Source organism: Paenibacillus sp. FSL P4-0176 (assembly GCF_037975265.1).
Classification (GTDB): Bacteria; Bacillota; Bacilli; order Paenibacillales; family Paenibacillaceae; genus Paenibacillus; species Paenibacillus amylolyticus.
Window position 1 is genome coordinate 2,499,927 of record NZ_CP150242.1, and the last position, 16,024, is coordinate 2,515,950.

A 16,024-nucleotide genomic window follows, 5' to 3' on the forward strand; every position below is an offset into this window, starting at 1 on the left:
TTCATATGCATGAGGAAGGCTTCCGTTCAATGGAACGGGAGTTTTTCTGTATATGATACATATATCGGGAAGAAGCTAGCTTAGCGAGGGAATTATACGTGATGAGGTTACAGCCATATAGGTGATCGTATTGATAAAAATACCTAACGTGATTTCGTAAGGATTGGGTCCCGTGGATAAAAATGACTTGATAATTTGTATTCAAGGACAATGGATGTGATTTTTCTTTACACATGAGGTCCGGACTCATATAATCGTAACAATATATTTTTTTTGGATCGTTTATTAAAGGAGGCAACAAAATGAACAAATCATCTTTTGAACGGCCACTTATGGCCGATTGTGTACCGGATCTGGTCGCTACAGCACGGGGAGATTTGCCAGCGACTTTGGTCATTCGGGGAGGTACGCTGGTAAACGTGATATCGGGTGAGATTTTACCTGAGATGTCCATAGCTGTACAGGGAGCTCGAATCGCTTATGTCGGTAAAGATGTGAGCCACACCATCGGAGAACATACCCGGATCATTGAAGCAAACGGTAAGTATATCGCTCCTGGTCTGTTGGATGGACACTGCCATATCGAAAGTACACAGATGAAAGTAACCGAGTTTGCGAGAGCGGTATTGCCTTCAGGCACGACCGGAGGTTTCTTTGACCCTCATGAGATCTCTAACGTGCTTGGTCTCAAAGGTCTGAGAATGATGCTGGATGAAGCGCGGACCACACCGATGGCTGCTTATATGCAGGTGGCTTCCTGTGTCCCTTCCACGCATCCAGGATTGGAGACAACAGGTGCTTATATCGGACCTGAAGAGGTAGCTGAGGCTCTTTCCTGGGGTCCGGACATGATTGGTCTTGGTGAAGTGATGAACTTCCCTGGAGTGGTCTATGGGGATGAGACGATGATCGGTGAGATACAGGCAACGCTCCGGGCAGGTAAAGTGGCAGACGGTCATTTCACCTGGGCTGCAGATGACTGGCGTCTGCCAGCCTACGCAGCGAGTGGTGTTACAGGGGATCATGAATGTGTGACCAAGGAAGATGTGGTTGAACGTCTGCGACTCGGGATGTACGCGAAGATGCGCCAAGGTTCAGCATGGCATGATGTGGCTGAGACGATCAAAGCCTGCACTGAGCTTGGACTGGATACACGCCGGATGATGCTGGTGACCGATGACCGAAGCTCTGAATCCTTGCTCAAAGAAGGACATATGGATTTTGTTGTTCGTCTCGCAATCTCCCAAGGGGTGAAGCCGGTTACGGCTTTTCAGATGGCAACCATTAACACGGCTGAGCGCTTTGGTGTTGCGCGCGACATTGGTGCGATTATTCCGGGCAATATAGCTGATATTATTCTGCTGGACGGCCGGTTGGCGGATGTACGTGTGGGCATGACGATTGCTGCCGGGCAAGTTGTAGCTGAGAACGGGAAAATGACGGCGGTCTGGGACAGTTTCACGTACCCGGAGGAAGCGCTGAACACGGTGAAGTTAGAAGCTAATATTCAGCCAGAAGATCTGGAGTTGGCTGCGCCGATTCAAGAGGGAATCATTGGTGCCAAAATCATTCATGTGACAGAGAACCATGTGGATACAAAGGAGAAACACCTGCCTGTTACCGTAGAGAACGGCAAGGTTGTGGTTTCAACTTCAGGGGAAGTATGCAAAATTGCGGTATTGGAGCGTCACAAACAAACCGGGAATCGAGCGGTAGCACTTGTTGGAGGCATCGGCTTCACATCACCTGCAGCGATTGCGATGACAGTTGCTCATGATAGTCACAACCTGTTGATTATCGGTAATGATGATGCATTAATGGCTGAAGCCGGCAATCGCGTCATTCGTATGCAGGGCGGGGTGGCCGTGGTAACGGCAGCAGGGGTAACCGAATTCCCGCTACGGATTGCAGGTTTGATGTCAACTGAATCTTTCGAAGTCGTTGCAGCCCAATCGGCAGCAGTCAGTGAAGCTTTACAGTCCGCAGGATGTACGTTGAATAATGCGTTCATGACGCTTTCGTTATTGGCGCTGGTTGTGATTCCAGAATTACGTTTGTCCGACAAGGGGCTTGTGCGGATCTCGGCAGAAGGTATTGAACTGGTGTCTCTTTTCGATGAAGTGGTTGACAATACACCTGTAGCTCCATCGGGTAATGAATGAACGGAAATATCGACAAGACATCATTAAATAGGGTTCCATATAAAGCCGCCTTAGGGCGGTTTTTTGGTGTATTTTGGGAGAAAACGCTTTCTAGGTCTTCTGGAGCTCGGTGTACATATGGCAATAATGACTGAAGTCATGCTGAAATAAGGATTGAATTTGAAAATAATGAATAATTGCGACTTTTGAACTATACATACAGAACTACGAATTCCCGAAATATAGTTATATGATTCTTTCGTCGTAAGTCTTAAAGATGATATTGCATATAAAAGCAATCCAAATTCGTCGTACCTAATAAGTATCCATTAAATGAATATGAAACGACACAATTTCATCCAGATTTGCACGTCAGAGCTGATAACTTCAGAGGGAGTGTACAAATATGAAAAGCAAAAGGGGTTACCGTTTTATCGTATTACTGAGTTGTTTGATCCTGTGTGCGAGTACAGCCTGTTCTTCCAAAGCCATAGCGGATGGTTCAGTTGACAGTTATGCAACGATTCATGGAAAACTTGATGTGCCAGTGAGAGCGACTTGGGTGTGGGATACCACCCAGATCCGAAGTAATCCTCAAGAGGTGTTAAATTACGCTACAGCGAACAAGATCAATACGATCTATCTGCAGATGAACCGGGATATAAAGATTCCTGAGTATAAAAGTTTTATCCGCCAGGCGAGAGCCAAGAACATTGCGGTTGACGTCATGGATGGAAGATCAGCCTGGGGGCTGACGGAAAGTCGGGAGCAGATTGCATCTTTCCTGGACTGGATCGAGGCATATCAGGCGCAGGCGTTGTCCAATGAGAAATTTGCTGGTATTCATCTGGATATTGAACCACATGTGCACCCGCAATGGAAAATCAATCAGGCCAGTGTAATTACGCAGTGGCAAGGCAATGTGGAGTACATTGTTGAGCGAGCATCACGGATGAAGATGCCGGTTGCGGCTGATCTGCCTTTCTGGCTGGATAACTACAAAATTCCGGGTTCAACGATGGCCGTAAGCAGTTGGATGATTCGCAAGTTTGATTCCATCACCATTATGGCTTACCGCGATACAGCTGCTGCAATCTATAGTGTAGCGAAGGATGAACTTGCGGAAGCAGCTCTGCTTGGCAAGACGATCTCAATCGCCGTGGAAACAAAGCAAAGCAAGGAAGGTGACTTCATTACTTTTTATGAAGAGGGATCTGCTTATATGGAAGCACAATTAAAGTTGGTCGAAAAAATGGCTTCAGTATATGCGTCCTTTGACGGTTTCTCCGTACATGAGTACACTTCATGGAAGACGCTGAAAAAGTAAGACACTGTTAAGCTTCAAAGCGTTAGGCTGATAGCAGCCAATGAGATGAGTTCTAACTGAGACAATGTGGCTCAGATCAGATCGTTACCTCACTCGTTCCCAGGAAAGTTGATAAAGTAGATAAAGAAGGTGTTTGCAGCTGAATGCTGTGAGCACCTTCTTCTTTTACACCCTTTTACACCTGAACCAGGGCAGACTCCATTCCTACGTTCTCATAGAACATTTTGCGATACTGTGAAGGTGTAGTGGCTTTATGCTTTTTAAATGTAGTGATGAAGTAGCTTAGATGCTCGAAACCCACATCCATGGCGATATCAACAATTTTGTGATCCGTATTCTCAAGCTGAACGCAGGCCTGTTGAACGCGGTAATAGTTAATGTAATCAACCGGGGTTTTCTGCACCATCTGTTTGAAGAAACGGCAGAAGTGTCCTTCGCTCATATTGGCTTCATCGGCCAGTTCTTTCAGCTTTAATGGTTCAGGATAACGTTTGTGGATGTACCCGAGCACGGATTTCAGGCGCTCTACCTTGTCATGACTCCCTGTAGCTACGGTGCCTTTGAGCGGAGCAGGTCTCATATGTTCGAACATTCGGGCAAATATGAGGTACAGGTACGCTTTTGTTGACATTTCACACGTTTCGGTTCGGGTAGCATGGTCCGCAAATATGCGTTTCAGGTGATCCAAGATTTCTTGTCCCCAATCCTCATCTGCCTTGATATGGCTGGGGGGAATCACCGTTTTGCGTACCAGTGGACCGATGAATTTCTCTTGGACCGTATCGAAGGTACGGCTGCCAAGCAGTTCGGGATTAAATACAATGGAAGAGAATACGCAGGGCACATCGCCCTTCAGATACCCCGCATGAATCTCGCCTCTATTGATGAAAATCGCTTCTCCAGCTTGGACCTCAACAGTGTTCATATCGATCTGAAAGACGGCGCAGCCCTGGGTCACCATGGTGAACTCCATCTCATCATGCCAGTGGCAATCGAGAATGCTATCCCCGTTCAGTTGTTGAATATCCGGGTACACACTGACGGGATACATGGCATTGCCGTGAATCCGGTCTTCCCGTAATCGTTCACGTTCCATATCAGATTCTCCTTTTGTATCATTATTAATGTAATCGTTTCCATAGATTGGTGATGATGTTCAAGAATCGGATGTTTATTATCAAAATCGTGATATATTTGGTCAAAATAAGAGAAGAAATTCGTTATTAATATCAATATTATTATAATATAACCAAAGGGGGAAAGAAAACATGAAATTTACTGATGGATTCTGGATGACTCGTGAAGGGTACCAGATTCAAAACCCGACTGACATTCGTGATATTGTGCAAAAAGATAATTCTTTGACCGTATATGCGGCAACTAAATATATTCGCAGCAAAGGCGACACGTTGAACGGTACATTGCTGAAAGCAATGTACAGCTCACCAATGCCTAACGTTATTCGTGTAACCTTGAATCATCATAAAGGCGGAGTGAAAAAAGGGCCTGTATTTGAGCTTAACACACAAGAAGCTAACGTTGAGATCTCAAAAAATGAACAAGGCGCAGTTTTGAAAAGCGGCAACCTGGAAGTTCAAATCGACAAAACAAACGGTTGGGACGTTAGCTTCCTATATGGAGGAAAACGCATTACAGGTAGCGGTCAAAGAGCAGCTGGTTATATTACAGGTCCAAGCAAGGAAGCGTACTTCCGCGAGCAGCTTGATCTCGGTATTGGTGAATACGTTTACGGACTAGGTGAGCGCTTCACACCGTTTGTTAAGAATGGTCAAATCGTCGATACCTGGAATGAGGACGGCGGTACAAGCAGTGAGCAGTCCTATAAAAACATTCCGTTCTACCTGTCCAATAAGGGATATGGCGTATTTGTAAACCATCCTGAACGCGTATCGTATGAGATTGCATCCGAGAATGTATCTAAAGTTCAGTTCAGCGTAGAAGGCGAGACGTTGGAGTACTTCATTATCGGCGGTGACAATCCAAAGGATGTACTTGATAATTATACGAAATTAACAGGTAAACCAGCGCTTCCACCGGCATGGACTTTTGGTCTGTGGCTGACAACATCATTCACAACGGATTATGATGAAGCAACGGTTAATCATTTCGTAGATGGCATGGCTGAACGTGATCTTCCGCTGTCTGTATTCCATTTTGACTGCTTCTGGATGAAGGAATACCAATGGTCTGATTTTGTATGGGATGAAGCGATGTTCCCGGATCCGGAAGGCATGCTTGCACGTCTGAAAGAAAAGGGTCTTAAAATCTGTGCTTGGATCAATCCATATATTGCAGAAAAATCATACTTGTTCGATGAAGGTATGGAGAACGGTTATCTGGTGAAAACAGCGGATGGCAGCGTATGGCAATGGGATATGTGGCAAGCAGGTATGGCTCTGGTTGATTTCACAAATCCGGATGCTGTGAACTGGTATAAGAGCAAGCTGGAAGTCCTGCTGGATCAAGGTGTAGATTCCTTCAAGACCGACTTCGGCGAAAGAATTCCGACAGATGTCGTGTACTTCGATGGTTCTGATCCCGTAAAAATGCACAACTATTATACACAGCTCTATAACAAAGCTGTATTTGAATTGCTTGAAGAGAAGATTGGCAAAAACGAAGCTGCCCTGTTTGCACGCTCTGCAACAGCAGGTGGTCAACAGTTCCCGGTTCACTGGGGCGGTGACTGTTCTTCCACGTATGAATCCATGGCTGAATCACTTCGTGGTGGCCTCTCACTGGGGCTTTCCGGTTTCGGATTCTGGAGCCATGATATCAGTGGTTTTGAAAGCACAGCGAGCCCTGATGTCTACAAACGTTGGGTACAATTCGGACTGTTATCTTCACACAGTCGCCTGCACGGAAGCACTTCGTATCGTGTGCCTTGGCTGTTTGACGAGGAATCCGTGGACGTTGTTCGTGACTTTACCAAACTCAAAATCAGCCTGATGCCGTACCTGTACAATTCTGCGGTGGAGTCGACTGTAAAAGGTATTCCGATGATGCGCGCTATGCTGCTGGACTTCCCAGAGGACCCAACAACATACAGCCTGGATACGCAATACATGTTCGGTGATTCAATTCTGGTTGCTCCAATCTTCAATAAGGAAGGCGATGTGCGCTACTACCTGCCTGAAGGAACTTGGACGAACTATCTGACAGGAGCGAAAGTACAAGGTGGACGCTGGATCAGTGAAAACCATGACTTCAAAACACTGCCAATGATGATTAAGCCAAACAGTCTGATCGCTGTGGGTGCGGTGGATAGTAAACCGGATTACGACTTTGCAAATGATGTGTCCCTGCACTTGTTCGAACTGGCTGATGGTCAAACGGCTCAAGCTGTCGTTGTGAACCAAGCGGCTGAACAGGAGCTGACAGTTAACGTTACACGTAAGGGATCAGTGCTGGATGTTCGTGCTGAAGGTGCAGGCAAACCATGGAACATCGTGCTTCGGGGTATTGAAAGTGTATCCAGCGTTGAAGGTGGTTCCCAAGTGTCTGGTGCAAATGGTGTTGTTGTTACAGCAGCAACAGGCGCAAGCGCGCTTACAATCCAACTGTAAAATGATATAGTAAAAGAAAAGGACGGTGCCGAAAGGTGCCGTCTGTTTGTCTACGATGATAGGAGATTGAATGAAATGAGTACAATGAATTCCGGTTTGCATTGCACGATATCAGCAGAGATGCTGCATCATCTGGTAGAAGTTAATTTTGGAAGCGATACCAAAGTGAAGGAGTTTGGTCTCCTGCAAGGTGGACTTTTTAATACAACCTATCGGATTCAACTTGAACATACATCCTATACGGATGTGATTTTACGTTTGGCTCCAGAGCGGGGAGAGATGGCGGCTGGTTCTGCGAGTGATCCCCTATTTTCGTTTGAACGTACGATGATGGCGGCTGAACCGATTGTGTATGAATATTACCGTAAGGCAGGCATTCCTGCTCCAAACATTATCGCCTGTGATGACAGCGGATCGATCATTCCAAGAACGTACATGTTTATGGAGTTTATCCCGAGTAAGCAGCTGGATCACGCATCGATTTCAGATATAAACAAAGAGCGATTGTACCATCAGCTTGGCGCCTATACCGCCATCATGCATCAGATCGAGGGGGCATCGTTTGGGTGGCCGCAGGGGGATGGGACGATTAAAGGATCGGATCAATGGTCCGAGGTGTTGCACTCTTTTGCAGAAGAAACGGCACTTAAAGCGGCACAAGCCAATTATATGTCAGGTGTGGGAGAAGAGATCGCAGCTATATTCATGAAAAATAAAGACTTATTTGATCAAGTGATCCGTCCGGTACTCGTTCATAATGACCTGTGGGAAGCAAATGTACTTGTTCATGAGGAGAATGGTGAGCTGAACATTGCGGCCATCATTGACGGAGATCGTTCCATGTTTGCCGACAGGGAGTTTGAAGCCATATTGTCGTCAGAATCGGCGGCTTTTCATGAAGGATATAATCGTCCACTGGATTCATCCACTGAAGGACAGGCACGCAGGCTTGCCTATCGAATACTGTCTTCGTATTTTAATGCCTACGTTCATGAACATCAGGTCAATCAACCTGAAGATGGTCAGAAGTATCACCAGCGCACGCTGGATTTACTGGAGCAATGGAAGCAACTTGGACTTAACTAATTCGCAGGGGGAATGAAGGATGAAGGAGTATCATCAATACCCGATGTGGGATGCGTCACTTTCACTTGAGGAAAGGTTGGATGACCTGATTGCACGATTGACAACGGAGGAGAAGATCAGACTAATTCCTACACGCGAAGCAGCTGTACCAAGACTGGGCATTCCAGCCTACAACGTTGGGGGCGAAGCTGCTCACGGGGTTGCATGGAAAGGGGAGGCAACGGTATTTCCGCAACCGCTCGGTCTATCAAGTACCTGGAATACAAGGCTCATGCGGGAGATTGGTTCAGTCATTGGCGATGAAGCGAGGGCATACCATCACCGTAATCCTGAAGTTCACGGGCTAACTTTGTGGGCACCAACGGTTGATCTGGAACGTGACCCACGCTGGGGTAGAACGGAAGAGGGATATGGCGAGGACCCGGTCCTCACGGGAGAAATGTCGGCAGCTCTCGTCAAAGGTATGCAGGGAAATGACCCTTTTTATCTGAAAATGGTCGCGACATTGAAACACTTTTTTGCCAATAATAATGAGAAAGATCGGCTGAATTGTTCATCCAGCATTGATCCGCGCAATCTGCGGGAATATTATTTAAAAGCATTTGAGACACCATTTGTGGAAGGTGGAGCCTTGTCCATGATGACAGCTTACAATTCCATCAATGGTACACCTGCCATTGAAAGTCCATATGTGAATGATGTGGTTAAGGGTGAGTGGGCGATGCCAGGTTTCATTGTATGTGATGGTGGAGACCTGTCACAGACGGTGAATTATCATGGTTATCATACCAGTCATGCCGAATCAGCAGCAGGTGCGTTGAAGGCAGGAGTGGATTGTCTTACAGATGAAGTTGATCTTGTTGTATCTGCTCTGGAGGAGGCTCTTGACCGGAATCTGTTGGAAATAGCTGATTTGGACAGAGCGATCCGCAACATCTTTGGTGTGCGAATGCGACTTGGACAACTCGATCAGTCCGGGCTCAATCCATATGCGTCTATTCCCGAGTCGGTATTATGTGCACCGGAACATGCCAAACTTAGTTATCGTGCCGCTGCCGAATCGATTGTTTTGCTCCAAAATGATGGATTACTTCCCTTGCAGGCAGAAGCGTTGCAGAAAATCAGTGTGATTGGGCCACTTGCGGATGTTGTCTATACCGATTGGTACAGTGGCACATTGCCTTATCGTGTATCCGTCCTCGATGGACTGCGTAATCGGCTACCTGAAGCAGACGTGACCTATGTCGATGGGAATGACCGTATTCAGCTGAAGACAATAGACGGTCAGGTTATAACCTTGGGTGCGGAAGGTACACTCGTCGCTGTACCGGAAGTCAGTGCACCTACAGCCGTCGAATTTGTACATCAGAATTGGGGTTGGGGAAGTCATACGCTGAGAAGTGTGAACAATAATCGATACGTTAGCTTAACCGAGCAAGGCATCTATCAGGCAAACGCACCGGAGATTGGTGGCTGGTTTGTGAAGGAAGTTGTTCGAATAGATCCTCTAACGGATGGAAGTAACACCTTGCGGACATGGAACGGTATTCCTGTTGGACTGAGCGAATATCAGGGACAATCTGCTGTATCACCACTCCGGCCACAAGGAGAACAAACTACAGCTACTGGTACAAATCCGAATGATATTGGTGACTCTGGACACGCAAGTCAGTCACCAGGCAATACACAGATACCTTCTGCATTCAATATTGATATTGTGACCAGCGGAATACAACATGCCGTAGAAGCCGCACGTAGCAGTCAGGCATCTATCGTTGTTGTTGGCAACAGCCCATATATCAACGGCAAAGAAGAAATTGACCGCCCAAGTCTACTGCTTCCGCCGAGTCAGGTCGAGCTTGTCAAAGCCGTATGTGAAGCTAATTCCAATACAGTGGTTGTCATTATGGGCAGTTATCCATTTGCCTTGCAGGAGTTGAAAGGTATTGCCCGCTCAATCGTTTATATGACACATGCAGGTCAGGAATTGGGGAACGCGCTTGCAGATGTGCTGTTAGGTCATTATGCCCCTGCAGGCAGATTAAACATGACATGGTATGAAGACGAATCACAGCTTCCTGACATGATGGATTATGACATCATTCAGAATGGCATGACTTATATGTATTATGAAGGACCGGTTCAATATGCATTTGGTCATGGCCTGACGTATTCGGAATTCGAATACAAAGCGATTCGTGTAAGTCGAAGTGCTTCGGCGGAAGCCGCCACCACAGATCAATTGAAGATTGAGGTGGAGGTACACAATAAGGGTGAACGTAACAGTGATGAAGTCGTTCAGATTTATGGATATTCACATACCTCGCGTGTGAAACGCGCTCAGAAGCAACTGCTTGCTTTCCGTCGTGTTCATGTCAAAGCAGGGACGTGTGTTACGATAAGTTTCGAAGTCCCTGTTCAGAAGCTGGCGTTATGGGATGTTACCCGAGATCGATACTGCGTGGAGAGCGCGACTTGGGCCATCCTGGCAGGGCGTTCTTCCACAGATATACGTCAGTCGGCTGATATTGAAATTGAAGGTGAGACGATTCCGGATCGTCCGCTGCACTTGCTTACCTTTGCGGAGAATTACGATGCTTGTGCAGGTGTTCTACTGGATGAATGTCTGGAAGGACGTTCGGCAGTTCGGACAATCACTCCGGAGGAACCTTTATATCGAAAGGGTCAGTCGTCCTGGATATCATTTAACCATAATGCTGTTCAGGAACTGCATGGATTTGAAGCTAGAGTCGCAACTTTCGGGGAAGAAGGCAGACTGGAGATTCGTTCCGGAGGACTGGAGGGCGAACTGCTCGGTGTGTGTGAAGTTTCCGGACCTGGAGGCAGTGTGAATGGGAAAGATATTAAGTGGACAACGGTCCAGTGTTCGCTTGAGGCGCCACATAAGGTGAATGAGCTATATATTATTTTCAAAGGTGGAGCAGCGTTACGGCACTTTAGATTGTTGTAGTTGTAGCATGTCCTGAATAATCAACCTCCGAAACAAGCACAATAATGCTGTTGTGTGTAGAATCTGTAAAGGTGGTTGTGGTATGAACGATAAAAAGTGGGACCTCGTCGCACTTGCTTCCATCCCTTTAATTATGACCTTGGGTAACTCCATGCTAATACCGATCCTGCCACAGATTGAACGTGAGTTGAAGGTATCTGCATTTAAGGTCAGTATGCTCATTACAGTCTACGCTGTAGTTGCCATCCTGCTTATTCCTCTTGCAGGGTACTTGTCGGATCGTTTTGGCAGAAAAGCAGTTATCATTCCCAGCCTCGTTATTGCAGCCGTCGGAGGTGCTGTCGCTGGTGTGGCAGCATGGATGCTGAACGGAAACATAGCCTATTGGACCATTCTGGGTGGCAGGTTATTGCAGGGAATAGGTGCTGCTGGGGCATTTCCTATTGTTATCCCGTTGGTTGGGGACATGTTTAATGATGAGAATGAAGTAAGCAAAAGTCTGGGTATCATTGAGACCTCGAATACGTTTGGTAAAGTCATAAGTCCGATTCTGGGTGCAGCGCTGGCAGTCTGGTTGTGGTATGCGCCATTCATGGCTATTCCTATCCTTTGTGTGCTTTCGCTGGTCCTTGTTATTTTCCTGGTGAAGACTCCCCGGAAAAAAGAAAAGCCTCCCACCTTTCCTGAATTTGTAGCATCCATTCGTGACGTATTAAAAGAAAAGGGACGCTGGTTGTATGCGTTGTTTGCAATCGGCGGTATTTGCATGTTTGTCATCTTTGGTGTGTTATATTATCTATCCGAGACGCTGGAGAGCGAATTTGCCCTGAAAGGTGTACTTAAAGGACTTGTCCTTGCGATTCCGCTGGCAGCGTTATGTCTTTCTTCTTTCCTGGCAGGGAAGTGGATTGGGAAGAACAAAACACGAATGAAATGGCTTGGCTTCGCAGGACTTGCGCTTCTGACGGTATCCCTTGGCGTTATAGGTTTATTCGATAATATCTATGTTGTAGTAGGTCTTTTTACATTGGGGAGTGCCGGAATAGGTGCAACGTTACCATGTCTGGATGCCTTAATTACAGAAGGCGTGGACAAAAAACAGCGGGGCACAATCACGGCTCTGTTCAGCAGCATGCGATTCATTGGGGTATCTCTCGGTCCACCTGTCGTTTCTTTGTTGATCGGTTCTCATCATTTCCTGCTTTTTGGTGTGCTCGCTGCGTCTGGCGCAGTGGGCGGATTGCTCACCTTATTTGCAGTTAAACCGGACAAGGGAGATCAACCTACATCGGGAAGCAAGCAGAAACAGGATGAAACATCTATGGATGTGATCGAGACGAGTAGGAGGTATACTCCCATAGGTCGCAAGAAAAGTCCATTTTAGATAGACGGTGCTGTATGCTGCGTTCATTTCGATGCTGTCTTAAGTTTAACATTCAGATCTGTTTCAATAAAAAACGCGTTTACGCCTAAGAAAGCGGATGAGTTTGCTTTCTCGGTTTAAACGCGTTTCTCGTTTCTATGAGCAGAATGACTTTAACCAATCATTCGTGTTTACTTTTATTCGACTGGCTAGTTTTGGTGTTGCCGGCTCCAGATTCTGAATTCTTGGATTGATCTTGAGGTGATTCCGTTGCAGTAATATGAGTATGAGCGAGCAGAGCATGAGGTTCAATGGAGAAGCTGCCGCTTCGTTTTCCCTGAATCAGATATATAAGCAAGAACAGAATCATAAACATCACGGAATATCGATACATATCGGTATAACTGGTTATCGCCGCAATGGCGCCAAGAAGAAGGGCACCGGTCGCAATACCCAGATCCAGCGAGTTTAAAAACATACCATTAGCCATACCCCGTTGAGTAGGAGATACAACTTGAATCATCCAGGTCTGCAGAGACGACTGCATGGAACCATAACCGACTCCGTAGATAAAGGCAGCAATGAACAGGAGGGACATGGAGGTTGCATACGAGAGCAGAATGAGGCCGACAGCAACGAATATTGCCCCTGGAATGAGCAGTGCTTTTGGCCCTTTATTGTCATAGATCCGTCCTGCAAATGGTCTAACCAATAACACGGCGAGTGCATTGAACAAAAAGAACAGCGCAGGATTGGCCAGATTGGCTTCCTTACCATACAAAACGATGAATCCGACAAGCCCGCCATAGGTGATGGATAATAGGCAATTCAGCACACTGGGCAGAATCAGCTTGCGGTTGAAAGGTGTCTTCTGTTTTGGGTTGGACCCTGAAGCACTTGTTGTGGCTTGTGGCATGATGGTTGTACTGTTATCGGTTCTGACTGCTTTTTTGCGTGTCAGCGAATAACTCAGTGGATAGATCACAGCGAGCACACCCGCAGTACATAACATCAGGGTTACAAAACCTGCACCCTGGAGCAGAGTAACCCCAATGATTGGCCCCATAGACATAGCCAGGCTAGTTGATAGACCAAAGTAACCCATACCTTCACCCATTCGTTTGACGGGCACAATGTCCGAGGCCATCGTTGGAAAAGCGGTACTGCTCATACCAAACCCGATACCAAACAACATTCTGAGCAACAAGAGCACAGCTATACCGGCAGCAAAATAATAGCCGAGCGTTGCCAGCAGGGCTACGGACAGGCCTATATAAATCATGGCGTTACGAAGACCCTTCTCCAGTGCTTTCGCGGAATAGAGACGGGCTGCTATGGCACTTAGTGCAAACAGACAGGTGAATAAACTTACTTCAAATGCATTGGCGTGAAATCGCTCCTGAACGTAGGACGGAAGCGGAGAGACAATCATGTGAAGTTGCAAGAACAACAAGAAGTTGCACAGCATCAGCAGTATAAAATCGGTGGTCCATAGTCTAACTTGTTGTGTAGATTGTTCTTTCATGATGATGTATTCCCCCTGAGTTGTGATTCATTACAAGTTGCGGTTAATGAGGGAAAGAGTATGTTTAAATGCTTCCATCTGGTCTTCGGATATACCTTCAGCAAGTTCTTTATTCATTTCTCTTTCAATCGGAACGAGGATATCAATTAACGCTTTGCCTTCCGTGGTGAGATATAACAGATAGGCTCTGCGATCCTGTTCGCTGGTCCGGCGTTCTACCCAGCCTTTTTTCTCAAGCAGATCAATAATCCGCGCAGTGGTGGGTTGGTCTTTGAAGACACGTGCAGCGAGTTCCTTCTGATTCACACCTTCACCGCGGTCAACATTAAAGAGAACAGAAAATTGCTCTGTCGTAATATCATAAGGTTTGAATCGCGTCGCAAGTAAAGCTACTGCTTTACGGTGTGTGAAACCCAGCATGAATCCAACAGATTGTTCCAGTGTATAGTCCATGTGATTGCTAGACCTCGCTTCCATAATAAAATGTCCCAATTAATTAGTTGTTACAACAACTATATGTCAAACAAGTATTTTTGTCAAAATGAAATATTCTCATATCGAACGTACGTGTGCGCTGTGCAATCATCCAGAAATACTGTTAGAATAGTGATGAAACCGCTCTTATAGAATCGATATCTAGCGTGCTTGAAGAATGGAGAAAACCAATCTGCTCTAACTGATGTTGGAGATGAACAAGGAGATCTGTGTATGCTAAAGAATATACCCGCAATAATACCTCCAGAGTTACTCAAAATCATGTCCGAAATGGGTCATGGAGACGAGTTGGTTCTGGCGGATGGCAATTTCCCCGCAGCCAGTCATGCCAAGCGACTGGTACGTTGTGATGCACTGGGAGTTGTTGAACTGTTGGATGCCATCCTGCAATTATATCCACTGGATACCTATGCTGAGCGTCCCGCTGCTGTCATGCAGGTTGTGAAAGGGGATCAGGTGATCCCGATCATATGGGAAGACTACCGCCGGTTGATTGAAGAATACGAAGGCATTACGGATGCTTTTGATCATGAAGAACGATTTGATTTTTATAAACGGGCTTCGAATGCCTATGTGATTGTTGCAACTGGTGAGCGAGCGCAATACGCCAATCTGATTTTGAAGAAAGGTGTCATTTTCCCCGATGCTGATCCTGGTCAGGAACAGCAGAATGCTGAATCGAACTGAATAATTACGGCGACGGAGCAGTGGATGCTTTGGTCGCCTTTTTATTTTTACCAATACGAAGTAAATATAACAAAACGTGCAGAATGGGCATGGACTAGATAAGCAGGATGCAATCTGGAAGCGCGCATGAACGAACGTCATCTCACTGCTCAAGATACTACAAACTTTGATGCAGATGATGAATGGGGAAAAGGAAAGGACTGTTTTACAATTGAAAGAAATACAAAGGAGGAGACGATGCTCTCCATCCCAGAGGAGTTGAGTGAAATGCAGCACCGAATCAGACAAGCGGGTCTTCTTGATAGTAACGAAGTGGGACGTTTGTTCAATGAGTACAGGATGTTCTACAACCAAAATGCTGATATTGAGGCAGCACGTCAGTATATTAGAGAACGAATGGAAGGCCATGAATCGGTGATTTTGGTAGCAGAAACAGATGCGGAAAGTGATCATGGGACAGATGAAAGTAACGTTATGTCACTCTCGAAAGGCTTAATTTGTACTGGATTCGTTCAGCTATATCCCAGTTTTAGTTCGGTATCGATGGGGCCTGTCTGGGTGCTTAATGATCTATATGTGCATCCGGATTATCGTCAGCAAGGCATTGCTAGGAAGCTCTTGCAAGCAGCCAAGCAATTGGCATCTGAGCGAGGAGTTCTTCGTATATCACTCTCAACTGAGTTAAGTAACAAACGAGCGCAAGCTTTATATGAATCCGAAGGATATGCACAGGATACCAAATTCATGTATTATGAACTTAATGTATAAGAGTTTGCTCCAAAAGATGGACTATATGAATGAATGGCACACTTGTGTCGTCGGCAACAAGGGAGGGGGAGTCG

Annotated in this window: 11 protein-coding genes; 8 read left to right on the top strand and 3 right to left on the bottom strand. The window is 46.2% G+C overall.

What is annotated here, in order from left to right:
• Nucleotides 1-302: 302 nt before the first annotated feature.
• Nucleotides 303-2,162, top strand: coding sequence for an adenine deaminase C-terminal domain-containing protein (locus MKY95_RS11595; RefSeq protein ID WP_339198814.1), 1,860 nt, complete (start codon nt 303-305; stop codon nt 2,160-2,162).
• Between the two features lie 385 nt (nt 2,163-2,547).
• A complete protein-coding gene (locus tag MKY95_RS11600) occupies nt 2,548-3,468 on the top strand; it encodes a hypothetical protein (protein ID WP_036609539.1) in 921 nt (306 codons plus the stop codon).
• A gap of 175 nt (nt 3,469-3,643) precedes the next feature.
• Here MKY95_RS11600 and MKY95_RS11605 read toward each other — a convergent pair whose 3' ends face one another.
• The gene (locus tag MKY95_RS11605; RefSeq protein ID WP_339198817.1) at nt 3,644-4,564 is read right to left on the bottom strand and encodes an AraC family transcriptional regulator; all 921 of its coding nucleotides are present in this window, start codon (nt 4,562-4,564) and stop codon (nt 3,644-3,646) included.
• A 172-nt stretch (nt 4,565-4,736) separates the two neighbouring features.
• Here MKY95_RS11605 and yicI point away from each other — a divergent pair, with 172 nt between their 5' ends.
• The 4 genes from yicI to MKY95_RS11625 all read left to right on the top strand — a co-directional run bounded on the left by yicI (nt 4,737) and on the right by MKY95_RS11625 (nt 12,496).
• Nucleotides 4,737-7,055: an alpha-xylosidase gene (yicI, locus tag MKY95_RS11610; RefSeq protein WP_339198820.1), complete on the top strand. Its 2,319-nt coding sequence runs from the start codon at nt 4,737-4,739 to the stop codon at nt 7,053-7,055.
• A gap of 75 nt (nt 7,056-7,130) precedes the next feature.
• Nucleotides 7,131-8,141, top strand: a complete 1,011-nt coding sequence (locus tag MKY95_RS11615; protein WP_339198823.1) for an aminoglycoside phosphotransferase family protein — start codon at nt 7,131-7,133, stop codon at nt 8,139-8,141.
• Nucleotides 8,142-8,160: 19 nt separating this feature from the next.
• Nucleotides 8,161-11,112 carry a glycoside hydrolase family 3 C-terminal domain-containing protein gene (locus MKY95_RS11620; RefSeq protein WP_339198826.1) on the top strand — a complete coding sequence of 984 codons (2,952 nt, stop codon included), beginning with the start codon at nt 8,161-8,163 and terminating at the stop codon, nt 11,110-11,112.
• 82 nt (nt 11,113-11,194) lie between these two features.
• Entirely contained in the window at nt 11,195-12,496 is a 1,302-nt protein-coding gene (locus tag MKY95_RS11625; RefSeq protein ID WP_339198829.1) for an MFS transporter, read from the top strand.
• A gap of 160 nt (nt 12,497-12,656) precedes the next feature.
• Here MKY95_RS11625 and MKY95_RS11630 read toward each other — a convergent pair whose 3' ends face one another.
• Nucleotides 12,657-14,000, bottom strand: coding sequence for an MFS transporter (locus tag MKY95_RS11630; protein ID WP_339198832.1), 1,344 nt, complete (start codon nt 13,998-14,000; stop codon nt 12,657-12,659).
• Between the two features lie 30 nt (nt 14,001-14,030).
• Entirely contained in the window at nt 14,031-14,477 is a 447-nt protein-coding gene (locus tag MKY95_RS11635; RefSeq protein WP_235200756.1) for a MarR family transcriptional regulator, read from the bottom strand.
• A 231-nt stretch (nt 14,478-14,708) separates the two neighbouring features.
• Here MKY95_RS11635 and MKY95_RS11640 point away from each other — a divergent pair, with 231 nt between their 5' ends.
• On the top strand, nt 14,709-15,182 hold the full coding sequence (locus MKY95_RS11640; RefSeq protein WP_036609525.1) for an RbsD/FucU domain-containing protein: 474 nt from the start codon (nt 14,709-14,711) through the stop codon (nt 15,180-15,182).
• 267 nt (nt 15,183-15,449) lie between these two features.
• Nucleotides 15,450-15,950 carry a GNAT family N-acetyltransferase gene (locus tag MKY95_RS11645; protein WP_339199950.1) on the top strand — a complete coding sequence of 167 codons (501 nt, stop codon included), beginning with the start codon at nt 15,450-15,452 and terminating at the stop codon, nt 15,948-15,950.
• The last annotated feature ends 74 nt before the right edge of the window (nt 15,951-16,024 follow it).